Annotated in this window: 18 protein-coding genes, 13 tRNA genes and 3 rRNA genes; 32 read left to right on the top strand and 2 right to left on the bottom strand. The window is 40.6% G+C overall.

The features are described from left to right. Both M1D60_RS20730 and perR read left to right on the top strand, forming a co-directional pair. Entirely contained in the window at nt 1-546 is a 546-nt protein-coding gene (locus M1D60_RS20730) for a cob(I)yrinic acid a,c-diamide adenosyltransferase (protein ID WP_456276699.1), read from the top strand. Nucleotides 547-671: 125 nt separating this feature from the next. Next, nucleotides 672-1,112, top strand: coding sequence for a peroxide-responsive transcriptional repressor PerR (gene perR, locus M1D60_RS20725; RefSeq protein ID WP_456276698.1), 441 nt, complete (start codon nt 672-674; stop codon nt 1,110-1,112). A 30-nt stretch (nt 1,113-1,142) separates the two neighbouring features. On the opposite strand, the gene M1D60_RS20720 is transcribed toward perR, so the two are convergent. Beyond that, nucleotides 1,143-1,502, bottom strand: a complete 360-nt coding sequence (locus M1D60_RS20720) for a YgzB family protein (protein WP_456276697.1) — start codon at nt 1,500-1,502, stop codon at nt 1,143-1,145. A gap of 133 nt (nt 1,503-1,635) precedes the next feature. Between M1D60_RS20720 and M1D60_RS20715 the strand changes: the two genes are divergently transcribed. The 23 genes from M1D60_RS20715 (at nt 1,636) to M1D60_RS20605 (ending at nt 14,650) form a co-directional block, all read left to right on the top strand. Continuing rightward, complete coding sequence (locus M1D60_RS20715) at nt 1,636-2,514, top strand: nucleotidyltransferase-like protein (RefSeq protein ID WP_456276696.1); 879 nt, start codon at nt 1,636-1,638, stop codon at nt 2,512-2,514. A gap of 308 nt (nt 2,515-2,822) precedes the next feature. Further along, a 16S ribosomal RNA gene (locus M1D60_RS20710) occupies nt 2,823-4,361 on the top strand. A gap of 181 nt (nt 4,362-4,542) precedes the next feature. Next, nucleotides 4,543-7,467: ribosomal RNA gene (locus M1D60_RS20705) — 23S ribosomal RNA — on the top strand. Nucleotides 7,468-7,590: 123 nt separating this feature from the next. Continuing rightward, nucleotides 7,591-7,706, top strand: a 5S ribosomal RNA gene (rrf, locus tag M1D60_RS20700). Together the 16S, 23S and 5S rRNA genes with 13 tRNA genes alongside form the textbook arrangement of a ribosomal RNA operon. 161 nt (nt 7,707-7,867) lie before the next feature. Continuing rightward, nucleotides 7,868-7,942: transfer RNA gene (locus M1D60_RS20695), tRNA-Asn, on the top strand. Between the two features lie 4 nt (nt 7,943-7,946). Beyond that, nucleotides 7,947-8,038 (top strand) — tRNA-Ser (locus tag M1D60_RS20690). A gap of 24 nt (nt 8,039-8,062) precedes the next feature. Continuing rightward, nucleotides 8,063-8,137, top strand: a tRNA-Glu gene (locus M1D60_RS20685). A gap of 40 nt (nt 8,138-8,177) precedes the next feature. Next, nucleotides 8,178-8,253: transfer RNA gene (locus tag M1D60_RS20680), tRNA-Val, on the top strand. A 204-nt stretch (nt 8,254-8,457) separates the two neighbouring features. Next, nucleotides 8,458-8,534: transfer RNA gene (locus tag M1D60_RS20675), tRNA-Met, on the top strand. Nucleotides 8,535-8,537: 3 nt separating this feature from the next. Then, nucleotides 8,538-8,613, top strand: a tRNA-Asp gene (locus M1D60_RS20670). A 178-nt stretch (nt 8,614-8,791) separates the two neighbouring features. Beyond that, a tRNA-Phe gene (locus M1D60_RS20665) sits at nt 8,792-8,867 on the top strand. Nucleotides 8,868-8,897: 30 nt separating this feature from the next. Continuing rightward, a tRNA-Tyr gene (locus M1D60_RS20660) sits at nt 8,898-8,982 on the top strand. Nucleotides 8,983-9,000: 18 nt separating this feature from the next. After that, nucleotides 9,001-9,074, top strand: a tRNA-Trp gene (locus M1D60_RS20655). Nucleotides 9,075-9,094: 20 nt separating this feature from the next. Continuing rightward, nucleotides 9,095-9,170: transfer RNA gene (locus tag M1D60_RS20650), tRNA-His, on the top strand. A gap of 63 nt (nt 9,171-9,233) precedes the next feature. Continuing rightward, nucleotides 9,234-9,308, top strand: a tRNA-Gly gene (locus tag M1D60_RS20645). Nucleotides 9,309-9,310: 2 nt separating this feature from the next. Further along, nucleotides 9,311-9,384: transfer RNA gene (locus M1D60_RS20640), tRNA-Cys, on the top strand. A gap of 152 nt (nt 9,385-9,536) precedes the next feature. Further along, nucleotides 9,537-9,617, top strand: a tRNA-Leu gene (locus tag M1D60_RS20635). A 319-nt stretch (nt 9,618-9,936) separates the two neighbouring features. Further along, nucleotides 9,937-10,497, top strand: a complete 561-nt coding sequence (locus M1D60_RS20630) for a TetR/AcrR family transcriptional regulator (RefSeq protein ID WP_456276695.1) — start codon at nt 9,937-9,939, stop codon at nt 10,495-10,497. Nucleotides 10,498-10,503: 6 nt separating this feature from the next. Then, nucleotides 10,504-11,412 (top strand): ABC transporter ATP-binding protein, encoded by a 909-nt coding sequence (locus M1D60_RS20625; protein WP_456276694.1) that lies wholly within the window; start codon nt 10,504-10,506, stop codon nt 11,410-11,412. Continuing rightward, a complete protein-coding gene (locus M1D60_RS20620) occupies nt 11,412-13,013 on the top strand; it encodes an ABC transporter permease (protein ID WP_456276693.1) in 1,602 nt (533 codons plus the stop codon). The genes M1D60_RS20625 and M1D60_RS20620 overlap by 1 nt, the downstream gene beginning before the upstream one ends. Before the next feature lie 89 nt (nt 13,014-13,102). Beyond that, nucleotides 13,103-13,270, top strand: a complete 168-nt coding sequence (locus tag M1D60_RS20615; RefSeq protein WP_456276692.1) for a hypothetical protein — start codon at nt 13,103-13,105, stop codon at nt 13,268-13,270. 162 nt (nt 13,271-13,432) lie between these two features. Beyond that, nucleotides 13,433-14,038 (top strand): DUF421 domain-containing protein, encoded by a 606-nt coding sequence (locus tag M1D60_RS20610; protein ID WP_456276691.1) that lies wholly within the window; start codon nt 13,433-13,435, stop codon nt 14,036-14,038. Between the two features lie 150 nt (nt 14,039-14,188). Continuing rightward, a complete protein-coding gene (locus tag M1D60_RS20605) occupies nt 14,189-14,650 on the top strand; it encodes a hypothetical protein (protein ID WP_456276690.1) in 462 nt (153 codons plus the stop codon). Between the two features lie 121 nt (nt 14,651-14,771). Here M1D60_RS20605 and M1D60_RS20600 read toward each other — a convergent pair whose 3' ends face one another. Next, nucleotides 14,772-15,488 (bottom strand): 5-formyltetrahydrofolate cyclo-ligase, encoded by a 717-nt coding sequence (locus M1D60_RS20600; RefSeq protein WP_456276689.1) that lies wholly within the window; start codon nt 15,486-15,488, stop codon nt 14,772-14,774. Between the two features lie 288 nt (nt 15,489-15,776). Here M1D60_RS20600 and M1D60_RS20595 point away from each other — a divergent pair, with 288 nt between their 5' ends. From M1D60_RS20595 to M1D60_RS20565, 7 genes are all read left to right on the top strand, one after another. Further along, nucleotides 15,777-19,571 carry a DEAD/DEAH box helicase gene (locus tag M1D60_RS20595; protein ID WP_456279510.1) on the top strand — a complete coding sequence of 1,265 codons (3,795 nt, stop codon included), beginning with the start codon at nt 15,777-15,779 and terminating at the stop codon, nt 19,569-19,571. After that, nucleotides 19,564-20,325, top strand: coding sequence for a hypothetical protein (locus M1D60_RS20590; RefSeq protein WP_456276688.1), 762 nt, complete (start codon nt 19,564-19,566; stop codon nt 20,323-20,325). The genes M1D60_RS20595 and M1D60_RS20590 overlap by 8 nt, the downstream gene beginning before the upstream one ends. Nucleotides 20,326-20,762: 437 nt before the next feature. After that, complete coding sequence (locus M1D60_RS20585) at nt 20,763-21,062, top strand: hypothetical protein (protein ID WP_456276687.1); 300 nt, start codon at nt 20,763-20,765, stop codon at nt 21,060-21,062. 96 nt (nt 21,063-21,158) lie between these two features. Further along, the gene (locus M1D60_RS20580; RefSeq protein WP_456276686.1) at nt 21,159-21,842 is read left to right on the top strand and encodes a response regulator transcription factor; all 684 of its coding nucleotides are present in this window, start codon (nt 21,159-21,161) and stop codon (nt 21,840-21,842) included. A gap of 1 nt (nt 21,843) precedes the next feature. Next, nucleotides 21,844-22,845 (top strand): sensor histidine kinase, encoded by a 1,002-nt coding sequence (locus M1D60_RS20575; protein WP_456276685.1) that lies wholly within the window; start codon nt 21,844-21,846, stop codon nt 22,843-22,845. A 402-nt stretch (nt 22,846-23,247) separates the two neighbouring features. Next, nucleotides 23,248-23,931 carry an ABC transporter ATP-binding protein gene (locus M1D60_RS20570; protein ID WP_456276684.1) on the top strand — a complete coding sequence of 228 codons (684 nt, stop codon included), beginning with the start codon at nt 23,248-23,250 and terminating at the stop codon, nt 23,929-23,931. Further along, nucleotides 23,928-26,507, top strand: coding sequence for an ABC transporter permease (locus M1D60_RS20565; RefSeq protein WP_456276683.1), 2,580 nt, complete (start codon nt 23,928-23,930; stop codon nt 26,505-26,507). Before M1D60_RS20570 ends, M1D60_RS20565 begins: the two co-directional genes overlap by 4 nt. Nucleotides 26,508-26,653 lie beyond the last annotated feature (146 nt).

Raw genomic sequence — 26,653 nt, 5'->3', positions numbered from 1 at the left:
GTGAAAATTTATACAAAGTCCGGTGATAAAGGGACAACTTCATTAGTGTATGGTCAAAGAGTGGCAAAACATGATATTCGGGTCGAAGCTTATGGTACATGTGACGAGGCGAATTCGTTACTAGGAATAGCTTTGAGTCACATGAAGGAAATCGATTCAAATGAATATAAAGAAATGAAGGATGCTCTTAAAAGAATACAAACCACGTTATTTCATGTTGGAGCAGAGTTAGCGACCCCAGAAGGAAAAGAAGTGAAATGGAAGGTAGAAGAACAGGATGTTAACTGGTTAGAGGAGAGAATTGATCATTGGAGTGAAAAACTTCCACCTTTAACAAACTTTATTCTCCCAGGAGGGTCAGTTGCTGGAGCAACCTTACACTTAGCACGAACAGTGGTAAGGAGAGCTGAACGAAGGGCGGTAGTAATTGAAGGAGTAAATCCTTTAGTTCTTTCTTATTTAAATCGCTTATCTGATTTATTATTTGTAGCAGGAAGGTATGTTAATTTCCTGAACAATGAGTCAGAGCCTACCTTACATCAGTAAACAAGCAGGGGTAAACGAAGTTTTGTTAACATATACTAAAGAGACGTTTATTGACAAAAACAGTTAATATCTTATACACTAATTATAACAATTATAAAATAATAATCTTTTTTAAAGTGAGGTGCATGACGGTGTCAATACAATTAAAAGACGCGCTAGTAACGTTGAAGGATTCTGGAGTTAGAATCACTCCACAACGTCATGCGATTTTGGAATATTTAATTCAGACTATGACACATCCGACTGCTGATGACATTTTCAAAGCACTTGAGGGTAAATTCCCTAATATGAGTGTCGCGACAGTTTACAATAACCTAAGAGTTTTCCGTGAAGCGGGATTAATAAAGGAATTAACTTATGGAGATTCATCTAGCCGTTTTGATTTCGTAACGAGCGATCATTACCATGTTATTTGTGAAGAGTGTGGTAAAATTGTAGATTTCCATTATCCAGGTTTGGATGAAGTGGAAGCACTTGCTTCCCATGTCACAGGATTTAAGGTTTCCCATCATCGCATGGAAACGTATGGTACATGTCCAGATTGCGCGAAGACCACAAAACACTAGTGAAAAAAGAAAGCTGACTGTTTCATACAGTCAGCTTTCTTTTCTGTTTCTACGGTTATAACTTTCGTCGAACTCTTTTCCCTCTAAGTTAGGGTCTAACGTTAGTGGTTCGTTACAATACATACACATGTCTACTCGACCGAGCACCTTGGTTGGCTTCTCGCAATTGGGACAGGTGACCAGTACGGTTTTTGTTGAAAGCATCCCAATCCAGAAGTAAACAACTGTGCTTGCGATAATGAATAGAAGTCCTAAAATCATAAAGATACTAATGACCCAAACATTGGTTCTAAAGAAAATACCGATATACATAACAATAAAACCAATAAAGATGAGGCTTAGAGCAAATGTTCTGATTTTATTGATTTTACTAGAATATTTTTTAGCCATATAATTCCCTCCTGCATAATAATATAACATATTAGCCGAATAGCCTGTACTAGGAAAGAAAACTATTTAGGAGGTTTTCTACAAACTACGTCGAAACTATAAAAAAAGATCCTTAAAATGGAGGAATTAGAGTATGGAAAATCTATTGCGTCCTATTTATCAGGAAAGAGCAAGCCATGCTAATACATTGGGTATTATTTTATTAGAAAAGTTAAAGCCTGAAAATCCAGCTACTGATAATTTTGATGTTATTCTATTTGTCATTGTAAAAGAAAATCAAAATGGAGATTCTTACAAACATTATCTACTCGAATCTGGAAAGGTCGCCGGGTTGAAAGTTTTTCAGGTGGACCAAGTAGATGAATGGATCAACTTAGGAACCAATCGCAGAGTAATTGACTGGATTATGAACGGTAAAATCTTATTTGAGCGGAATGAGTTTTTAACCGACTTAAAGCAAAAGCTCTCTGATTTCCCTTTGAATGACCGTAAGAAGAGAATAGGGTTGGAATTTGCTAAGTTAATCAAAAGGTTTAAAGATGGAAAAGAATTATTCGAAGCTGGCCATCTTCTTGATGCATATAACTATATGGTGCATGCACTTCATCATTTAGCTAGGCTTGCTGTTATTGATCGTGGATTTCATCCTGAGGTGACCGTTTGGAATCAAGTCAAAAAAATTGAGCCGGAAATCTATAAGTTATATCAAGAGCTTGTCGAAAGTGAGGAGACATTAAATAAAAAGCTAGAGTTATTATTTTTAGCGAGTGAGTTTCTAGTTAATTCAAGTACTAAAACTGGTGCCCTACACCTTATGGAAGTAATAGAAGAAAAAGAGGTATGGAGTATTGAAGACTTTATGACTCACCCTGAAATAATGGACTACTCGGTTGATTTTGAATCCCTACTAGAATTTCTAATAGAAAGAAAGCTAATCAAGGTTGTATCTGAGAAAACAAAGGGGCAAGGGATCCTTCATCGTTTTTATTCGAGTAATATAGATAAAAGTTAATTTAGTTTTATAAAACTATTGACTATGCTTTTGAAATCATGGTATATTGTTCTTCGTCGCTACTGAATCAAGTCGATACGATAAAAAAGATTTTTTAAAAAAGTGTTGACGAACAAGATTCAAAAGTGTTATATTAATAAAGTCGCTTCTGGGCGACGAAGAAAAAGTTCTTTGAAAACTAAACAAAACGTCAAGCGTGTTGGTTTTAAAACCAACATCAAGTTTTATTTTTTTAAGTCTACTTTGCGGTTATTTCATTTTGAGAAAACACTTAGTAGATTGCCGGTGTATTTGAGCAATCAAACACTTTATTGGAGAGTTTGATCCTGGCTCAGGACGAACGCTGGCGGCGTGCCTAATACATGCAAGTCGAGCGAATCTCTTCGGAGATTAGCGGCGGACGGGTGAGTAACACGTGGGCAACCTGCCTGTAAGACTGGGATAACTTCGGGAAACCGGAGCTAATACCGGATAATTTCAGACACCTCCTGGTGACTGAATAAAAGATGGCTTCGGCTATCACTTGCAGATGGGCCCGCGGCGCATTAGCTAGTTGGTGAGGTAACGGCTCACCAAGGCGACGATGCGTAGCCGACCTGAGAGGGTGATCGGCCACACTGGGACTGAGACACGGCCCAGACTCCTACGGGAGGCAGCAGTAGGGAATCTTCCGCAATGGACGAAAGTCTGACGGAGCAACGCCGCGTGAGCGATGAAGGCCTTCGGGTCGTAAAGCTCTGTTGTTAGGGAAGAACAAGTACCGTTCGAATAGGGCGGTACCTTGACGGTACCTAACCAGAAAGCCACGGCTAACTACGTGCCAGCAGCCGCGGTAATACGTAGGTGGCAAGCGTTGTCCGGAATTATTGGGCGTAAAGCGCGCGCAGGCGGTCCTTTAAGTCTGATGTGAAAGCCCACGGCTCAACCGTGGAGGGTCATTGGAAACTGGGGGACTTGAGTACAGAAGAGGAAAGTGGAATTCCACGTGTAGCGGTGAAATGCGTAGAGATGTGGAGGAACACCAGTGGCGAAGGCGACTTTCTGGTCTGTAACTGACGCTGAGGCGCGAAAGCGTGGGGAGCAAACAGGATTAGATACCCTGGTAGTCCACGCCGTAAACGATGAGTGCTAAGTGTTAGAGGGTTTCCGCCCTTTAGTGCTGAAGTTAACGCATTAAGCACTCCGCCTGGGGAGTACGGTCGCAAGACTGAAACTCAAAGGAATTGACGGGGGCCCGCACAAGCGGTGGAGCATGTGGTTTAATTCGAAGCAACGCGAAGAACCTTACCAGGTCTTGACATCCCTTTGACCTTCCTAGAGATAGGAATTTCCCTTCGGGGACAAAGGTGACAGGTGGTGCATGGTTGTCGTCAGCTCGTGTCGTGAGATGTTGGGTTAAGTCCCGCAACGAGCGCAACCCTTGATCTTAGTTGCCAGCATTAAGTTGGGCACTCTAAGGTGACTGCCGGTGACAAACCGGAGGAAGGTGGGGATGACGTCAAATCATCATGCCCCTTATGACCTGGGCTACACACGTGCTACAATGGATGGTACAAAGGGCAGCAAAACCGCGAGGTTGAGCAAATCCCATAAAACCATTCTCAGTTCGGATTGCAGGCTGCAACTCGCCTGCATGAAGCCGGAATCGCTAGTAATCGCGGATCAGCATGCCGCGGTGAATACGTTCCCGGGCCTTGTACACACCGCCCGTCACACCACGAGAGTTTGTAACACCCGAAGTCGGTGAGGTAACCTTAGGGGGCCAGCCGCCGAAGGTGGGACAGATGATTGGGGTGAAGTCGTAACAAGGTAGCCGTATCGGAAGGTGCGGCTGGATCACCTCCTTTCTAAGGATAAGTGGAAACTTTCGTTTCCATAAAATAGCGCTTGAACGTTTTGTTTAGTTTTGAGAGAATCATCTCTCAGGTTTTTTGCGAAAGCAAAATAACCATCCTTTTGTTCTTTGAAAACTAGATAATAATTCGTATGTAAGAAAGTCAAGAAATTGATCGAATGATCTTTAACAACGGTTAAGTTGTTAAGGGCGCACGGTGGATGCCTTGGCACTAGGAGCCGATGAAGGACGTGACTAACAACGATATGCTTCGGGGAGCTGTAAGTAAGCTTTGATCCGGAGATTTCCGAATGGGGAAACCCACTGCTCGTAATGGGGTAGTATCTTCACCTGAATACATAGGGTGATGATGGCAGACCCGGGGAACTGAAACATCTTAGTACCCGGAGGAAGAGAAAGCAATTCGCGATTTCCTGAGTAGCGGCGAGCGAAACGGAAGAAGCCCAAACCAAGAGGCTTGCCTCTTGGGGTTGTAGGACACTCAACATGGAGTTACAAAGGAACGAGGTAAGTGAAGCGGTCTGGAAAGGCCAGCCATAGAAGGTAACAGCCCTGTAGCTGAAACTTCGTTCCCTCCTGAGTGGATCCTGAGTACGGCGGGACACGAGAAATCCCGTCGGAAGCAGGGAGGACCATCTCCCAAGGCTAAATACTCCCTAGTGACCGATAGTGAACCAGTACCGTGAGGGAAAGGTGAAAAGCACCCCGGAAGGGGAGTGAAACAGATCCTGAAACCGTGTGCCTACAAGTAGTCAGAGCCCGTTAACGGGTGATGGCGTGCCTTTTGTAGAATGAACCGGCGAGTTACGATCCCGTGCAAGGTTAAGTTGAGAAGACGGAGCCGCAGCGAAAGCGAGTCTGAATAGGGCGATTGAGTACGTGGTCGTAGACCCGAAACCAGGTGATCTACCCATGTCCAGGGTGAAGTTCAGGTAACACTGAATGGAGGCCCGAACCCACGCACGTTGAAAAGTGCGGGGATGAGGTGTGGGTAGCGGAGAAATTCCAATCGAACCTGGAGATAGCTGGTTCTCTCCGAAATAGCTTTAGGGCTAGCCTCGAGTTTGAGAGTCTTGGAGGTAGAGCACTGATTGGACTAGGGGCCCTCATCGGGTTACCGAATTCAGTCAAACTCCGAATGCCAAAGACTTATACTCGGGAGTCAGACTGCGAGTGATAAGATCCGTAGTCGAAAGGGAAACAGCCCAGACCACCAGCTAAGGTCCCAAAGTATACGTTAAGTGGAAAAGGATGTGGAGTTGCCCAGACAACCAGGATGTTGGCTTAGAAGCAGCCACCATTTAAAGAGTGCGTAATAGCTCACTGGTCGAGTGACTCTGCGCCGAAAATGTACCGGGGCTAAACGTATCACCGAAGCTGTGGAATGTCTAACGACATTGGTAGGAGAGCGTTCTAAGGGCGTTGAAGCTAGACCGTAAGGACTGGTGGAGCGCTTAGAAGTGAGAATGCCGGTATGAGTAGCGAAAGACAAGTGAGAATCTTGTCCACCGAATGCCTAAGGTTTCCTGAGGAAGGCTCGTCCGCTCAGGGTTAGTCAGGACCTAAGCCGAGGCCGAAAGGCGTAGGCGATGGACAACAGGTTGATATTCCTGTACCACCTCCTCACCGTTTGAGCAATGGGGGGACGCAGGAGGATAGAGAATCGCGCGATTGGAAGTGCGCGTCCAAGCAGTTAGGCTGGTAAGTAGGCAAATCCGCTTACCATAAAGGCTGAGCTGTGATGGCGAGGGAAATATAGTACCGAAGTTCTTGATTCCACACTGCCAAGAAAAGCCTCTAGCGAGGTGAGAGGTGCCTGTACCGCAAACCGACACAGGTAGGCGAGGAGAGAATCCTAAGGTGATCGAGAGAACTCTCGTTAAGGAACTCGGCAAAATGACCCCGTAACTTCGGGAGAAGGGGTGCTCTGGTAGGGTGAAAGCCCGAGAGAGCCGCAGTGAAAAGGCCCAAGCGACTGTTTAGCAAAAACACAGGTCTCTGCGAAGCCGCAAGGCGAAGTATAGGGGCTGACACCTGCCCGGTGCTGGAAGGTTAAGAGGAGAGGTTAGCGCAAGCGAAGCTTTGAATTGAAGCCCCAGTAAACGGCGGCCGTAACTATAACGGTCCTAAGGTAGCGAAATTCCTTGTCAGGTAAGTTCTGACCCGCACGAAAGGTGTAACGATTTGGGCACTGTCTCAACGAGAGACTCGGTGAAATTATAGTACCTGTGAAGATGCAGGTTACCCGCGACAGGACGGAAAGACCCCGTGGAGCTTTACTGTAGCCTGATATTGAATTTTGGTACAGCTTGTACAGGATAGGTAGGAGCCTGAGAAGCCGGAGCGCCAGCTTCGGTGGAGGCGTCGGTGGGATACTACCCTGGCTGTATTGAAATTCTAACCCGCAGCTCTGATCGAGCTGGGAGACAGTGTCAGGTGGGCAGTTTGACTGGGGCGGTCGCCTCCTAAAATGTAACGGAGGCGCCCAAAGGTTCCCTCAGAATGGTTGGAAATCATTCGTAGAGTGTAAAGGCACAAGGGAGCTTGACTGCGAGACCTACAAGTCGAGCAGGGACGAAAGTCGGGCTTAGTGATCCGGTGGTTCCGCATGGAAGGGCCATCGCTCAACGGATAAAAGCTACCCCGGGGATAACAGGCTTATCTCCCCCAAGAGTCCACATCGACGGGGAGGTTTGGCACCTCGATGTCGGCTCATCGCATCCTGGGGCTGTAGTCGGTCCCAAGGGTTGGGCTGTTCGCCCATTAAAGCGGTACGCGAGCTGGGTTCAGAACGTCGTGAGACAGTTCGGTCCCTATCCGTCGTGGGCGTAGGAAATTTGAGAGGAGCTGTCCTTAGTACGAGAGGACCGGGATGGACACACCGCTGGTGTACCAGTTGTTCTGCCAAGGGCATCGCTGGGTAGCTATGTGTGGACGGGATAAGTGCTGAAAGCATCTAAGCATGAAGCCCCCCTCAAGATGAGATTTCCCATTCTTTGAAGTAAGACCCCTGAAAGACGATCAGGTTGATAGGTCTGAGGTGGAAGCGTGGCGACACGTGGAGCTGACAGATACTAATAGGTCGAGGACTTAACCATATTTAAAACGATATTCTTGCATACGATATTATCTAGTTTTGAGGGAACAAAAAATTCCTCTTGAAATTCTCAGTAAAATGAGTATAATTAAAAAGGTCGCTACTAATTAGTGACAAAAAATAGTCTGGTAATGATGGCGAAGAGGCCACACCCGTTCCCATTCCGAACACGGAAGTTAAGCTCTTCAGCGCCGATGGTAGTTGGGGCATTGCCCCTGTGAGAGTAGGACGTTGCCAGGCTGTTTTAAATTTTTCCACCATAGCTCAGCGGTAGAGCACGACCGAGTATGCTTCATCGAATAAGCTTCAGCGTACCGATTGAGATACATCTTGAATAATCTTTCTGAGATCGGGATGTTCGTACCAATGATAGCTTAATGCGTTACAAAACTTGCAATTGTTCCACCATAGCTCAGCGGTAGAGCATTCGGCTGTTAACCGAAGGGTCGTAGGTTCGAATCCTACTGGTGGAGCCAACTTGGAGAGCTGTCCGAGTGGTCGAAGGAGCACGATTGGAAATCGTGTAGGCGGTTAACACTGTCTCGAGGGTTCGAATCCCTCGCTCTCCGCCACAACAACCACGAGGATTTATATATGGCCCATTGGTCAAGCGGTTAAGACACCGCCCTTTCACGGCGGTAACACGGGTTCGAATCCCGTATGGGTCACCAAAGTTTTTTCACGCTAGTGAAAATAACTTGCCATTAATATGGAGGATTAGCTCAGCTGGGAGAGCACCTGCCTTACAAGCAGGGGGTCGGCGGTTCGATCCCGTCATCCTCCACCATAGATTTTTCACGTCAGTGAAAATATCTATCCATAAATAGATTTACTTTTATATTATCGCTGGGTGGAGCACGGTGGAATTACCATCGTTGAGAATTCATCAGCATATCGATTTTGACTTCTTGATTTATCATCTTAAGAAAAATCGAGATGGTCGTGATAGCAAAAGTGAGATGCATTCAGTTTAATGTAATATTTATATTATCGCGGGGTGGAGCAGTCTGGTAGCTCGTCGGGCTCATAACCCGAAGGTCGTAGGTTCAAATCCTGCCCCCGCAACCAAGTGGTCCCGTGGTGTAGCGGTTAACATGCCTGCCTGTCACGCAGGAGATCGCGGGTTCGATTCCCGTCGGGACCGCCATTTTTTTATGAGTTTTAATCTGGCTCGGTAGCTCAGTCGGTAGAGCACGTTCGAATAATCTTCCTAGAAAGATCATCAGCGTACCAATCGAGATGCTACTTGAATTATCTACCTGAGATTGGGACGAAGCTTTGCCCAATTGTAGAAGATTAACTATAACAATTTATTATCTATATTTGGCTCGGTAGCTCAGTCGGTAGAGCAAAGGACTGAAAATCCTTGTGTCGGCGGTTCGATTCCGTCCCGAGCCACCATTTTTTATTTTATCATGTAATTAAATAAATGGAGGGGTAGCGAAGTGGCTAAACGCGGCGGACTGTAAATCCGCTCCCTCCGGGTTCGGCGGTTCGAATCCGTCCCCCTCCACCATTTATTTATTATTACTATAGGGGTATAGTTTAAAGGTAGAACGAAGGTCTCCAAAACCTTTGGTGTGGGTTCGATTCCTGCTACCCCTGCCAATAGAACATTTAATATAGTGGCGATCGTGGCGAAGTGGTTAACGCATCGGATTGTGGTTCCGACATTCGAGGGTTCGATTCCCTTCGGTCGCCCCATTTTTGTGTTTAATTGTCAATATTGCCAAGCTTTTTGCATATATATAAGTATCCATTGATCATGCGGAAGTAGTTCAGTGGTAGAACACCACCTTGCCAAGGTGGGGGTCGCGGGTTCGAATCCCGTCTTCCGCTCCAACGGCGGCATAGCCAAGTGGTAAGGCAGAGGTCTGCAAAACCTTTACCACCGGTTCGAATCCGGTTGCCGCCTCCATATTCCTTTAAATAAGCGACGATCCCAATACCATGTAGGATTGGTTTTTTTATTTTATAAAACAAGTGTTGATTATTGAATACCTTTTCATGATTGACCAAGCCACTATTCACATGATATATTAATGGATGTCTGCAAGAATTATTACACTTGCCGGTGTGGCGGAATTGGCAGACGCGCACGACTCAAAATCGTGTTCCTCTGGAGTGCCGGTTCGACCCCGGCCACCGGTATCTAATGTAAGGTTCAAAAAACCCTGAAAATGCTAAAACAAGCATTTTCAGGGTTTTTTTGTTTTGGGTGAAAGAAATAAGGTTGTTAATCAGTTCGAATTATAATTTTCACTTATTTAACATGGTCCTTTTCGAACTAACTCATTTTCCAACAAGTAAATTAAAAATTTTGTAGAAGAGTATAAATTGACCAATGTGGTCAATTGTGTTATATTCTAAATGACCAAATTGGTCATATATTTGAAAGGACTGAAAGGTTATTAATACAAATTTTCTCAGTTTAAAAAATGATAAAAGAGAACGTATCATTAATGCGGCAATGGAACAATTCGTCCAGAGTGGATATGATAAGGCGTCAACAAATGAAATAGTTAAAGAAGCACAAATATCCAAGGGTTCATTATTCAACTATTTTAATAATAAAAAGGATTTGTATCTCTATTTGATTGATTATTCACTTAAGGTTCTTGAGGTCATTTATGATGAAGTTGACATGAATGAAAGGGATCTATTTAAGCGTATTAGTCAGATTGGATTTATTAAGTTAGGGATTCAGCAGAAGTATCCCTTAGTATTTGATTTTCTAAAATCAATACAAGAAGAACAGTCAACGGAAGTTAAATCTGAGGTTGAACGAATTATGGGTGGTAATTTAGAGGATGGCTTGAAGCGTATTTATGAAAATCTAGACTGGTCAAAGTTTCGAGAAGATATTGATCCTGAAAAGGCATTTCAGATTCTAAATTGGACGATGGGTGGTTTTGCAGAAATTCAAACGAAAAATTTAAGTTCTTTTGATACTATTGGGCTGGACATCATCAATGAATGGGAGAGCTATTCATCGATATTAAAGCGTTGTTTCTACAAAGGGGAGGAATAAGCGTTTATGAGTATATTAAAAGTTACCAATTTAACAAAGAAATTCGGGAAGTTTACTGCTTTGGATGGCGTCAATTTTGAGGTGAATAGAGGTGAAGTACTCGGTTTTATAGGACCAAATGGTGCTGGTAAGTCGACGACGATTCGAGTGTTACTAGGGATATTAAATGCAACTTCTGGAGATGTTCAAGTGTTTAACAAAGATGCTTGGAAGGATGCTGTGGATATTCATAAGCGGATTGCTTATGTACCTGGTGATGTTAATTTATGGCCAAATTTAACTGGTGGAGAAGTTATTGATCTATTTTTAAAATTTAATGGTAACGTAAACAAAGTTAAACGGGATGAGTTAATTAAGAGGTTTGATTTAGATCCTTCCAAAAAGTGTAGAACGTATTCTAAAGGTAATCGTCAAAAGGTTGCGTTGGTTGCTGCATTTGCAACTGAAGCAGATTTATTTATTTTAGATGAACCTACTTCTGGACTTGATCCTTTGATGGAAAAGGTGTTCCAGGAATGTGTGTTGAATGTAAAGAATCAAGGAAAGAGTGTCTTGCTATCTAGTCACATCTTATCAGAAGTAGAAAAGCTGTGTGATCGTGTCACTATTATACGTCAAGGTAAAATTATTGAGACAGGAACTCTAAGTGATTTACGTCATTTAACACGTACACAAATGTTTGTTAAAGCCACAAAGCCAATTACAGGTTTAGGTGAGGTGGAGGGCGTTCATGAGTTAGAGGAAAGTAAACTCAGTTATAGATTTCAGGTCGATGGTGAGAGTATGGATACTGTCATCAAGCATATTAGTCAATTTGGAATCATTAGACTAGAGAGTGCGCCACCAACGTTAGAGGATTTATTTATGCGTCATTATGAAGGGGCAGTCGATAAGGGAGTAGGAGGGGAAGAGTGATGAATAGCAATCTAGTTGCTCAAATGGGATTCCTTTCTCGCTTTATTTTTCGTCTCAATAGATTCCGTATTCTTATTTGGTTGGTCTCCCTTACATTTTTTACATTAGTAGTGCCAGTATCATTTACTGGTTTATATAATTCACAGCAGGAGAGAGAGGTTATGGCGCAGACGATGGCTAATCCAGCGATGACAGCCATGACTGGTCCAGCTAATTTAAGTAATTATACGATTGGTGTTATGACAGCTCATCAAATGCTTCTGATGACTGCAGCCGTGGTGGGTTTAATGAGTATCCTCCTAGTTACAAGGCAAACCAGAGCTGATGAAGAGGAAGGTCGATTGGAAATGATTCGTTCATTTCCAACAGGAAGGCTTTCATATTTAAATGCATCGTTACTAATTATAACGATTACGTATGTTGGTTTGGCATTAATCACTGGTTTTGGTCTTTATGCCCTTGGAATTGAGAGTATGGATTTGGAAGGTTCATTATTGTATGGTGTAGCCTTAGGTGCCACTGGTTTGTTTTTTGCAGGAGTAACTGCTGTATTTGCACAATTAAGTGAAAGTTCACGAGGGACCATCGGTTATTCTATCTCTGTACTGTTAATTGCATATTTGTTCCGAGCTATTACTGATGTTAGTAATGAAACGCTATCTTGGATTTCCCCCCTCGCATGGGTGACGAAAGCGGAAGTTTATGATAAGAATAATTGGTGGCCTATTTTATTATTAATAGGGACATCTTTAGTTCTTTACATCATAGCAAATTATTTGAATGCAATTCGGGATATGGGTCGAGGTTTTTTACCTTCCAAGCCCGGGAAAAAATACGCTTCTTCTTTTTTAAAGAGTCCAATCGGTCTTGCGTTGAGATTACAGAGAACAGGGATGATATCATGGGCGATCGGCATGTTTGTATTAGGTGCATCCTATGGTTCTGTTTTAGGTGACCTAGAAACCTTTTTTTCTGATAATGAAGCAATGAAGCAGTTGCTTCCGCCAGTTGAAGGAGTAACCTTGTTAGAACAGTTTATTCCGATGTTAATGATTGTTATTTCCTTATTAGCAACCATTCCTCCGGTTATGGCTATGAATAAGCTGAAAAGTGAGGAAAAAAAGGATCGTATTGTTCACTTATTGAGTAAATCTGTATCTCGAACTAGACTATTAGGAAGTTATTTCATCATTTCAATTATAAATGGTTTGATTATGATTTTACTTGCTGCATTTGGTCTATGGTCAGTGGGAACTACAGTGGTTGCGGGAGGATTGTCCTTTGATACGATATTTATCGCAGCACTATCCTATTACCCAGCCACATTTGTTATGATTAGTTTAGCAGTGTTTTTGATAGGTATTTCTCCGAAGGTTACCAGCTTCATCTGGCTTTATGTTCTTTACTCCTTTCTCGTATTGTACTTAGGGGGGTTATTTCAATTCCCAGATTGGGTTGGTAACATTTCTCCATATGGACACGTTCCACAAACACCAATTGAGGATTTCTCATTCTTGCCATTAGTACTATTATGTTCGGTAGGCATAGGTTTAACAGTTATAGGGTTTATTTGTTTTAATAAACGGGAGATTGAGAATTAATTCAGAAAGACCCTTCTTCGTCCCAATGAAGGGTTTTTCTAGTATTAGAGAATTCCCAAACTGAGGATAAAGAGGAGGCACTTTTTTAAATGGAAGTTAAGAAATTGTTTTATTCTCTTATCGCTACTATCATCGTGTTTTTCCTGATGGGATACATAACCGAAGAATTTGAATGGTTATTTCTTAAGGGATCAGTAGTAACGATAGTAATTGTTCATTTCGGAATAACGTTTTTTAAATGGAACTCAAAGATATAGCCTAAAAAGTGAGAAAAAGTTATGTTTGTTTAAATTAGAACCGGTTAATAGTAGATCTAGATCACAAAAGCAGGAAATGATAATTACTGCCATAGGGGTACAAAACAAACCCCCTCATATTTTATAGATTATTACAGAAGCTATAATAGAGGAGGTTTTGTGATGCCAGCATGGATACAGGCAATTATATATTTAGTTGCAACACTTTTATTATTAAGACTTGCAGGTAAACGTACCCTATCACAAGCGACACCGGGTGAAGTAGTTATAATGATTGGGATTGGAACAGTTTTGGTTCATCCGCTAAAATCTGAGGATTCATGGATAAGTGTGTATCATGGGGCTCTAATTGTTGCCGGAGTTATTTTAGTTTCTTTGTTACAGATATATGTACCAAATATAAAGAAGTACATAATGGGTGAACCAATTGTGCTTGTAAGTGAAGGGCATGTATTACAGGGCAATCTGAAAAAGGCAAGAATAACGGAAGATGAATTAAAGATGAAGTTACGTATTAAACAGATTAATGATATGACGAAGCTTAAGTCGGCAACTTTAGAGGTAAGTGGTGATCTGGGAATTGAAATGAGTACTGAGAATACCTTTGCAACTAAGAAGGATATTGAAGATTTAAAAAAGGCAATCGAGATGATTGGTAGTAAAGTAGGCTCTCCAACTATGAACCAAACGCAACCTAGTAACTCCAACTCCAACCAAAACCTTTTTCAGCAAGTAGAAGATGTTCAGGACAAAGATCCTTTACAATAGTTTTATGAACCCGTAGCTATATATTAGTTTCGGGTTTTTCTGATTATAAGCTTATCTTCTTATGGATATGTTTTTTTACTTTTCTAATAGTGGTAAAAAACAATAGGTTGAAGTATAATCGTCTCAATAAGAACAAGGGAGGTGAAAAATATGGAGGGAATTCTGCAGCAAATACTAAATGAATTAACATTAGTTAAAACTAGTCAGCTAGAAATGAGACAAGATATTCAAGGATTAACAGAAGGTCAACTTGAATTTAAAAAAGAACAAGCAGGAATGAGACAAGATATTCAAGGATTAACAGAAGGTCAACTTGAATTTAAAAAAGAACAAGCAGGAATGAGACAAGATATTCAAGGATTAACAGAAGGTCAACTTGAATTAAAAGGAGAACAAGCAGGATTTAGACAAGATATTCAAGGATTAACAGAAGGTCAACTGGGATTAAAAGAAGAACAAGCAGAAATGAGAAAAGAAATTGGGTTTTATTATGGTAGTCTGATGAAGAAAATAGACGATACAAAGGTAGAATTAAGCAGTGAGATCAAACATGTTTCTATGATACAAAAGCAGCATCAAAATGTATTAGAGATTTTAAACGATAGGCAATAAAGTAAATCCTCAAGAATTCTAAACACTCCTCAATCTAAGTCTACATTTTACGTTTAAAAGTTTCCTAGAACTAATAAAGAACCCGTAGAAATCACAAGGCAAAAATTCTACGGGTTTACTCTTATTCTTTTCTCGTAATGTCCCGAATTTCTCTTAAGACTGGCATTTCTTCTAGTTCCTGTTCGGTGACAAGCTCCCAGTGGATTCCGCTTGGCTTTTTATATGGGGAATTCGTCTTGATTAATTCAGTTTCAGTTGCAATATAATCGACGGTTAAATCATAAGTATCTCGTGGTATATCGTGTTCAGTTAACTGCGCGCTATGGATGGTGCCGATGATTGGAACATCTGGATTTCCGAGTTCCCTCATTATGGCATATTCCCGGTCTGAGTATCCTTCCCCTTTGCCTACTCTTCTGCCGTCCCTATGTAATGCCACGGATCCAGTAAAAAATAAATCAATTCTTGGTATCTCCCTAAGAGGAATTTCCTTGCCATACGATTTAATGTGAGAGAGACTTGCCGCTCTTCGTTCTTCGCCTTTTGGAACCCATTCGGGCTTCACCATTATAAAACCTGCTTTTAGTCTTGGAGTGGGAACAAGAAGTATCTTTCCATCCATCAATATTTGAGCTCGAATTGGTAGTTGGGGAGAATCAGGGTTCACCTTAATTACTTTCGCATTCTGGTATTCAGGCATAGTCGTAACAAAATGTGCTGCCTTTTCTGCCCCTTTAAAATTTGGGATTCGATTTTGTAAGGGGAATGGAAATCTCCCTAATTTATGTTCACTTAAATAAGTCCACTTCTCTTCACGGATTTCTTGTTTGGTTAGCATAATATACACCTACTATATAAATTAATGTCCACTATTTTAGTCTATCAAATCTCTTCCTAAATTCAAAACGGAACCAGTAACGATTTGAAAAAACATTCTGCTAAATAATTGGTTGTCATGCTAAAATTGGAAGCAATAGAACCGTCCCTATGGGTCCTAACATTATGCTATAATCAGTTATAAAACAATTTTATAACTTGATATTCAAAGATTAATAGAGTAACTATATGATAGAGTTAATAGGCATTCAAAACGTTTTTGTCTTAAATAGAAGTAGGTGAACACATGATGAAGAACCAAAATAAAACATATCGTTGTCCGATCACTTTGACCACTAAGGCAAAGGAAAAAATGCGGGAGCTCGGGTTGGATGAGCGATCGTTTTTTTTATTGGAGAAATCGTTTCACGTCTTTATAGAGAAGTACCCAATGGAGGCCGATCGAATCCTTTCGGTAGCCTTATTAATTGATAATGAGAAAAATGTCCGTGTTGCTGAAAAATGCAAGGGATCGGTGGTAGTTCTACATTGTGTGGTTGAGCAGAATCGACTGATTGTCACGAATGTAACGGTAAGACCGGGACATTTATCCTTGCAGTCTAATTGGCGTCAGCCTGCAGAGTTGACGTTTGATTTAAATATGCAGAGTAGTGAGCGTGTCTTACTTGATTTGGTGGACTTGATTAACAACATGCGAGTGGCACAAGAAAGCTCCATGTATGTGAAAAAGAGAATCGCGAGCTGGGAAGGCTACTTAAAAATCCAGGAGCGGACAGCTGATATTCCTGATATGACCTCGCGTTATTCAAGGCTGATTTTTAATGATGATTTCAGTAGAGTAAAGATTACCGGGTGTCAGTTAAAGGATACAGAATGGAAGCTATTGAAAGATTTAAGTGTCAAACTCAAGGGGATTGACCAAGATATCGGTAAGGTGCTGAAGGCGAACCGGAATGAAGGCTTTGTTGAAGTTGAATTAAACGCTTATATGGAGAAGCAGGCACGTCAGCAGAAGCTTGATGTCTACCCAAAGGAAGTCATCTTTAGTAATTTTGCTACATTGAGTCAGGTAAAGAGATTAAGGCAAGGATTCAAGCAATTAGAAAAAGGAATGGCAGCAAATCCAGAGCTCGAACGTCTTTTATTTGAAAATAAGCCACCAGTCAAAACGCCGAAAAGGCTAGCTAACATACAATTTCACAATCGATTAAATGAGTTCCAGCAGGAAGCTGTAATAGGAGCGATGTCTTCTGAGGACATATATGTGATTCAAGGCCCACCTGGTACAGGCAAGACAACTGTAATATCCGAGATTTGTTTGCAGAATGCAAAAGCTGGGCTGCGGACACTGGTTGCTTCACAGTCAAACTTAGCGGTTGATAATGCCCTTGGTAGATTGCTAGCAAATAAGGACATCCGTATTCTTCGAGTGGGGAGAACGGAAAGTATAGAAGAAGAAGGAAAAAAGTTCATTGAAGAAAATGTAGGACAGTATTGGAAGGATCATACGTTACAGGAGGTTTCTAGTCAATTTGAAACGCGTAAGAAACGTGAAGCCGAAGTAGAATCGGAATGGGCTGCTAATGAACAAGAGTACGATGTACTGCAGAAACTTCTTGTTCGATTAGAAGCAGAGATTGAAGCAAAAAAGAAAGCAGAAGAAAAATTTAGTGTCATTCAATCAAGTGTTGAACATAAAAAAACAGAAAAGCTTGCGACTGAACAGGAGCATCAACTAGCACAACGAAATGTGCTGGAGGCTGAGCAGACCCTCCGTTCATTGATTGTATCTATTGAAAAGGATGAAGCATACCTTGCTGTGGAACCTGACAGCGACCTCCTTCAAAAAGAGTGGGATATAACCAAGCAAGAGATACTGAGCTTAAAGAGTAGTATTGAAATTCAGGACATTGAAGAAAAAATGTCAGAACAAACGAAAATGGTAGAGCAACTTTCTGCTGAATGTGAAAAATCAGAAGAAGTATTAAAGCAACTAGATGCTCTAAAGGATAGAATTAGAGATTCCAAAAAAGTAGATAGCTTAAAGTGGATGATTTTAGAACAAAATATGGACCGTTCTTTTAAGGTTCAGGATTTAATTGAAGAGCTCGATGGACTACGTGGTGAAATTAGCCAACTGACTAAGCTAAAGGAATATAGTGATAAGCTAACCCGTGCGATCACTTATGTTGAACAGCTGTTAGAGAGGCTGAACGTGCCTGGTAAACAGGTCCAGCAACGCATGCAGAAATTAAAGCCCCTAGCTACTACAGCTGACGAAATTGATCGATTTCTAGATAAGCTAAGAACTGAATTAAAGAGTAGCGGGAGGATTTCTGCGCAGCTTCTAGTGTCCTATCTTGAAGGATTGTATGGTCGACAACACTTTCTATGGAAAAAGGTAGAACGCTTAAAGCCGTATCAAACCTGTATAAACAGAGCACAAGAGGCGATGGGACTTCTGAAACAGGAACTGATGGAGCAGCTTCAGCCTAGACAGGATGAAAATAAATACATGCAGCAAAAATGGAAGCGGGAAATGCAGGAACTTAGTTCCATAACTTCTTCTCTTCAAGATAAGTACAAGCAAATGATCGAAACAACAAAGGTCATTCCACAAGCAAAAGAGTTACTTCATGAAAAGGAAGCAAAAGCTCTTGAATTACAGAAAAGGATAAATACTTATAAACAAGCCATGCTACAAGTTGAAATGAATCGGGATAAGCTTGGGAAAGAGACCATTCTGTTGGAAGAGGTAACGCAGAAGGTTTCAGATACAAAAGAGCGACTTTCTCAAATGAAAAATGAGATTCAGGAAATGGAAAACGAGCTGGCACTCCTAAACGAAATAATCTCAACAGAGCCGGAACAGGAGCATGAAGAAACATTAAAGAAGTTAGCAAGTGTTTCTTTCAATAGAGAGTCCTTAAAACAGGAAAAGCAGAAGCTACCATTATTTCAATCGATTCAAGGTATGTGGAGATCTCTGCTAGAAGAAGCAAACGATCATGACTTAAATGAAATTAGAAAGCTCTATGTAAAGCATTCGAATGTAATTGGTACGACTTGTGTGGCCTCAGCCAGAAAGGACTTCATCGAAAGCTATCCTGTTTTTGATGTTGTCATTATTGATGAAGTATCAAAGGCTACGCCACCAGAGCTACTTTTACCTATGTTAAAAGGGAAGAAAATCATCTTGGTAGGAGACCATCATCAGCTTCCACCTCTATTAGGCGACGATACATTAGAAGAGACGCTACAAGAAATGGCAGATGAAAGTGATGATTTTGAAGGCAAAGCTGAATTAAACAAGCTTTTACGAGAATCATTATTTGAGCGGTTGTTTAAAAACCTACCGAAAAGCAATAAAACGATGCTTGCGATTCAATATCGGATGCATGAAAACATCATGGCTACAATTACTCAGTTCTATAATCAAGAAAATGAGAAACTGCATTGTGGTTTGACTGACTCCGATTCGATGAGAGACCATTTCCTTGAATCACGAATGATCCAGCGGAATAATCATTTGCTATGGCTAGATATGCCAAATGAGTCTTCATTCTTTGAAGAAAGAATGAAGAACGGCAAGAGCTTGTTTAACCCAGCTGAATTAAATAAGATTGCTGAAATGCTGAAGGAGTTAAATGAAGCAGTAGCTCAGGCAAAGCTTGAAAGTAGAATGACAGTCGATGAGAAAAAAAGCATTGGGGTTATTAGTTTTTACGGGGAACAAGTGAAAAGGATTGACCGCTTGATTCATCAGGAACTCCATCTCCCTCATCTAATGATTCGTACAGGAACAGTGGACCGTTTTCAAGGTATGGAAATGGATGTGATTCTAGTTAGTATGGTACGTAATCATGATAATCAAAAGGATGATATCGGGTTCGCTAAAGACTATCGCCGACTAAATGTTGCCTTGTCGAGAGCGAGAGAGCTACTTGTCTTAATCGGTAGTACAAAGATGTTTACGGAGCGAACCAAAAATAAGGAAACTAGACTTATGTATAAGAACGTATTAGAGGCTGCGAAAAACCAACAGGGGCTACGGACACTTGAGGAGGTTCATATGCATGGATAAATTAATGAAGGAATTACGGTCCAGCCTACTCGCAAATAAAACAGTTGAAATTAAAGATTTGCATAGATGGCAACTACCGGTAATCACCTACCATGTAGTCTTTAAACGGGTTAAGCGTTCTAAAATGGACATTCTTATGAAAATGATGCTACTTACATTCGAGCAAACTGATATCCGGCGAGCAGCCAATTTTTCCGAACTGCTTTTAGTAGAGGAACTATTTATTGAAGACTTACTTCAAAAAATGCAACGAATGGGTTTGGTCCGATTGGAAAGAGAAGTGTATCAGCTAACGTCTAAAGGACAGAATCAGCTGCAAACAGGAATTTTCATAGAGGAAATGGAAGAAGAATCAACCGCGATCTCATATAGTCCGGTTCATTCTGAGGTTTGGCCAGTATTGACTGATTCCCTACCTCAAACAAATGAGAAATTACTAAATTATCGATATGCAAACGATGGGCAGGTTAGTGAGGAGCAGATGTTGCGATTCCTTAACGAGACAGAGAATAGTGTAGATGAAGAAGGCTTTCAACTTGAAGTGGCGGAAGTATGTAGCTTCGGTGAACAGAAGATTGAACTTGTTCCATGCTTAGAATTTCAACTATATAACAAAGAACAAGACACATACTACGCGCGCGTCTGGAATACATGGATCGGACGCTGGGATGATTTACTTGAAAAACAGATAGAAGAAAAGGAACGGCTCCAGTGGAGAGAAAAATGGACGGTGACAAGTGAGGAATCTGAGTAAGAAGGTTTCTGTACTACTCGCCAAAACTATCGGAAGATTATTACCTATAATATAAGGACCATACACTCACAATCTTGTTATTCAACAGTTGTGAGTGTTTTTTTATTTTGAGCTATCTAGATATAAAAAAATTCCTTCTAGTATTTGCTGAAAAGCTAATCTAGATGCTAATGTGAAATCAAACGAATCGTTTTGTATTGGTTCTGTTAAAGTAGAGTGCTGATTATTAGCAGAGTTGATTGAAGTGGAAGGACGCGAGACTCCTGTGGGAGTAGCGGGTCAGGTGAGACCCCGGAAGCGTAGCTGAGGAGGCTCACCGCCCGCCCCGCGGAAAGCGAGTGTCCTGTAACGAAAATCAACACAAAAGTTTAACACAGCCTTTTTATAAAGCAACAAATTATACGAAGATAGCCTTTAACCTATAAGGAGTGAAGACAATGGAAAAGCTAAATGAATACTTTGAAACGGCTCTTGAAGCTTGGTCTATGATGCAGAAGACAGAGGGTGACGAAGGTGCGGAATGGGCAGAGAGATTCGAACGATATTTTTATGAATTCATTAACGAATTGAAAGTATGGTGGAACACTCTCGAAGAAAAGCCTGAAGCTGTAGAAGAAGCAGAGGAATTACCCGTTATAAAGAAGTTTACTGAACGAATACCAGGTCCAGTATATATCACCTTTTTGACGGAGCTAGAAGATATAATCGAGGGCTTTGAAACGAGTAGATTTGATTAATTTACGAGATGTCGGTTACCTTCTTTAAGCTTTGACGAATAAGTCTACGTAACTTAATATGAATAAGGATGAAAAATACATTTTTTAGGAGTACCTATGAAAATATTAATAGTAGAGGACGATAAAACGATTGCTTCTGGTATCGATTACTCCTTACAGAGCGAAGAATTTATGACGGTTGTTGCACATTCAGTTAAAGAGGCAGAAGCCATTCTTACTAGCCAGCTAAAAGAAATAGATTTATGTTTACTTGATTTGTCACTTCCTGATGGAACCGGATATCAGTTATGTGAGATGGTGAAAAAACGGAGTGATGTTCCTGTTATTTTCTTAACCGCGCTTGATGATGAAGTGAATGTGGTGATGGGACTTGATATGGGAGCAGATGATTATATTACAAAGCCATTTCGGGTACGTGAACTCCTATCAAGGATTAAGTCTGTATTACGTCGTTATCATAAGCAAGTTCAAGCCAATCCTTACATAGAACTTGAGAACATTCGTATTAATACGCTAGAAGGAAAGGTATATAAGAACGGTGAAGAGGTACTTTTAACGGCATTAGAATATCGGTTGTTTCTTATCTTTGCGAACCATATTGGACAAGTATTAACGAGAAATCAGTTGTTAGAGCGTATTTGGGATGTAGCAGGGGACTTTGTTAATGATAATACGTTAACTGTTTATATTAAAAGATTACGAGAAAAGCTTGAGGACCATCCTCAACACCCAACCATTATTAAGACAGTTCGTGGGATGGGCTACAAGGTGGGGGATTAACGTGCTTAGAAATCGAGAAATTCGAGTCTTCATCATCATCCAAATCCTTATACTATGTTCAGCTATCTTAGCTTCTTGGATTTTTCCAGCCTACGGAATCACCTTGGTACTCGTTACTGGAACTTTGCTCATCCTAAGTAACCTGTTGAAGACGTTCTGGCGTTACAAGGAATTGGAGAAGCTCTCTAGCTATTTACGACGGATTGCGAGTGGTGATTCCACACTCGATATTCGGGACAATCAGGAGGGTGAGCTTAGTATCTTAAAAAATGATATTTATAAGGTGACCCTAATGTTAACGGAGCATCGTTCACAGCTGCAGCGGGACCAAGTAAAACTAACTGATGCGATTTCTGATATCTCTCATCAAATTAAAACCCCGTTAACTTCCATGATGGTAATGGCTGACGTATTGAATGACCGTAAGCTTGATGAGTCTAAAAGAACCGAGTTCACTCGTAATATTGGGATTCAGCTAGAACGAATGGATTGGTTAGTAACGTCTTTATTAAAGTTATCAAAGATGGATGCTGGGGCTATTCAATTTAAGAAAAACCGGGTAGATGTAAGCCAACTGATCAAAAAAGCAATTGACCCAATCTTAATCCCGATGGATATTAAAGAACAATCTTTAGTCATAAAAGGAGATCAACAGTCTAGTTTTCTAGGTGATCTCAATTGGACAGCAGAAGCACTTATTAATTTATTGAAGAATTGTGTGGAACATACTTCAGATCGTGGTGAAATTTCAATTTCCTATACAGAGAATGCGCTTTTTACAGAGATTATTATAGCTGATAACGGAAAGGGGATTTCGAAGAAGGATCTACCCTACATATTCAAACGATTTTATAAAGGTGAAAATGCAGGAGAAGATAGTGTAGGCATCGGCCTTGCGATGGCATATAGCATCGTAAAAGGACAAAATGGCGATATTGAAGTTACAAGTGAAATAGGAAAAGGAACTAGATTTCAAATCAAGTTTTATAAGCAAGTGATCTAAGGTTTTTTCTAATAAAGAAGGATTTCCTTGTTTAAAATAAATATTGTTTTTATACCGATTGATTGGAACGGAAGGTACGAGACTCCTGCAAGGAAAAAGGAAAGAGCTTTTTCTACGGGAGCAGCGTGACATAGGGACAAAGGAAACCGCTTTGTCCTTGGTGAGACCCGCAGGCTAGCCGAGGAGGCTCACCGCACGCCCCGCGGAAAGCAAAGTATCCTGGAGTGGAAATCGATCCCCTTGTTAAAAGGAATAAAATTCTAGAACAGTCTTACAAAAGCAGCAATCACTCATAGACTCTTTATAAAAATTTTAAGTGACTAAACTGTCACTTAGAAGTCACTTTAAAGTCATTTTAGGCAGATATACTGAACTAAAGTAACAAATACGGAGGTCATTCAATTGAATATTTTACGAATTGAAAATCTGTCTAAGATCTATGGAAAAGGTGAGACAGCAGTGAAGGCACTAGATAATGTATCCTTCTCTGTAAAAAAAGGAGAGTTTGTCGCTATAATCGGTCCATCTGGTTCTGGAAAATCGACCTTGCTTCACTTATTAGGTGGGGTGGATCGTCCCACAAGTGGAAAGGTATTTGTCGATGATACAGATATCTACAAGCTAAATGAAACACAGTTAGCAATCTTTAGAAGAAGACAAATTGGATTAATCTATCAGTTTTATAACCTGATTCCAATTTTAACGGTGGAAGAAAATATCACGCTACCGATGCTTTTGGATGAACATAAGGTGGATCAGAGGAAATTCAAAGAAGTCGTGGATATCCTAGGTCTAGGGAATAGACTTCAGCATTTGCCAAATCAGCTCTCCGGTGGTCAACAGCAGCGTGTGTCAATTGGGCGTGCTCTAATCAGTCATCCAGCACTAATGCTTGCAGATGAACCAACTGGTAACCTAGATAGCAAGAATAGTGGCGAAATTATGGAGTTACTAAAACTATTTAATAAAACGTATAACCAAACCTTAATTGTCATCACTCATGATGAACGAATAGCGCTACAGGCCGATCGAATTATTGCCATAGAAGACGGAAGGGTTGCTAAGGACGAGGTGTTACGTCCATGAACATTGTAAATAAGGTCACGATTAGGCATTTACGAGAGAATAAGCGTAGAACGTTAGTTACAATTATTGGTGTCATTATCTCAGTTGCCATGATCACAGCTGTTGCTACTCTAGGAGTATCCTTCCTTGACTTAATGAAGAGACAGCATATTGCAATGAATGGTGAGTGGCATGTCGAGTATGAGAATGTGAATCCTAATCAGTTAGAAATCATTGAAGAGGATGAATCGACTAAACATTTACTTCTATCAAACAGTGTTGGTTATGCAGCTCTAGAAGGCTCTGAAAATGATAGTAAGCCCTATTTGTTTATTAAGGAGTATAACGAACAAGGTTTAGAGAACTTTCCAATAGAAATAAGTGAAGGACGTTTACCACAGTCTCGTGATGAACTAGTCCTTTCGGAAGAAATCATAAAGAATGCTAAGGTAGACTTCGAGATTGGTGACCAACTTACAGTAGAGATTGGTGACCGCTTACTAAAGTCAGAGAGTTTACCTTTAACACAGGTGGATCCACTTCAGACAATAGAGGATCAAGTCAATGAAACTCTTCAAATAAATCAGACGAAAACTTATACCGTTGTCGGGTTTATGAAACGTCCTAACTGGGAACCAAGGTGGTCTCCTGGTTACACGGTCATCAGTTATGTTAATAAACAACTGCTAACGAAAGAAGACAAAGTGGATGCTGTTGTAATTTTAGATAAAGTAAATATGTCTCTTTTTAAGAATGCAGAAGAATTAGTTGCAGAATTAAATATTGCTAAGGCGAATTTTAATAATGAACTGCTTCGTTTTTATGGGGTAACGGATAATTCTGGACTTAGTACAACCCTTTATTCGTTAGCAGGCATTATTATGACTGTGATCATTGTCGGTTCAGTTTCACTAATTTATAATGCATTTGCTATCAGTGTTTCAGAGCGATCTAGACATTTAGGAATGCTAGCAAGTGTTGGAGCTACGAAAAGACAAAAACGAAACTCTGTCTTCTTTGAAGGAGCAGTTATTGGTGGAATCAGTATTCCAATTGGTATTGCTTCCGGCTTAGTAGGGATTGGGATTACATTTTGGTTTATTAATTCCTATATTCATGGTGCTCTTGGTGTATCGGAAAAACTGGAGGTGGTGGTTACCCCAGGTTCAATATTGGTTGCCTGTTTGGTTTCCATTTTGACAATCTTCATCTCTACTTATTTACCGGCAAGAAGGGCTTCAAAGGTGTCGGCCATTGATGCGATTCGTCAAACACAGGATGTTAAGCTTTCAGGTAAAACTGTAAAGACATCAAAACTGGTTCGCAAAATTTTTGGAATGGAAGCAGAAATTGGTTTGAAAAACTTGAAGAGAAATAAACGTAGGTATCAAGCCACTGTATTCTCACTAGTTATTAGTATTATTTTATTTCTTTCAGTTTCCTACTTTACTTCCAATCTAGAAAAATCGCTCATCTTATCACAGGACAATATTAAGTATGATATTCATGTTATGGGTGGAAAGGCAGAAGAGTTAAGAGAGTTCATTGATGTTAACTACGTTACAAAAAGTAGCCTTGTTCAAGAAGTATACACAAACAGTTGGATTGATGAGACCATGATTCCTCAAGGGTTACAGAAACAAGTGAATCAGGATCCTAGTATGCTGACAGAGGGAAAGTATTCTTATTATGTAACATTACATGGATTAGATGAAGAAAGCTTCAAGGATTATGCTTTGGAAGTAGGTGCTAATGTGGAAAAGTTACTGGACCCTACTAATAAAGCAGGCATTATTATTGAGGATATCTCCTATCAAGATGGTGAGACGGGTAAAATCATTGAATCTAAATCTATTCTGGCAGAACCAGGGCAGCAGATTGAGTTAACGTCAATTGATTATGAAACAGAAAAGGAATCCATTTTTGCTACTGTTGAAATTGACACGTTAACAGACAAAACTCCTATGGGCATTAACACTGCTGCGATAGGTGGAGTAGATATCGTAGTTTCTGAGGAGACGCTCATGCACCTCATAAATGATCAGGGTATGGAGAATGAAATACAAAGCCATTTATTCTTAAATAGCTCAGATTCAAACGGAACTCAAGAGGCCATTGAAGACATAAAATCCGGAAATGTGCATGTTTATAATGTTCAACAAAATAGACAAGAAGATGAACAGTTAATTATGTTTATGTCTGTTTTTACCTACGGGTTTATTGTGCTAATTTCATTAATTTCAGTTGCCAATATCTTTAACACCATTTCAACAAGCATCTCGTTGCGAAAACGTGAATTTGCAATGCTACGTTCTGTCGGGATGACTCCTACTGGATTTAACAAAATGATAAATTATGAAAGTGTTTTTTATGGATTAAAAGCTTTGCTCTATGGATTACCAATCAGTTTAGGGATCATGTATTTAATCTACTGGTCCATGCGTCAAACATTCGAATATGGATTCGAATTACCGTATATGGATTTCGTGTATGTGGTGATCTCATTATTTATCATCGTCGGGTCTGCCATGCTATATTCTATTAGTAAAATTAAAAAAGAAAATATTATTGATGCTCTGAAGCAGGAAAATATATAAGACTAACATAGGAAGATCACATTTTATTAGTGTGGTCTCTTTTCTATCCTGTGATAAAAAACTGGATCATTAAACAAATCAATTTAATTAGAGGGAAAAATCAGATAAAATTAATAGTATAGATAGTAAGAGTACTAAGAGGATTT

The organism is Bacillus sp. AK128 (genome assembly GCF_053903075.1).
Note: the sequence above shows the minus strand (reverse complement) of the source record. Positions and strands in the feature narration are given on the sequence as shown.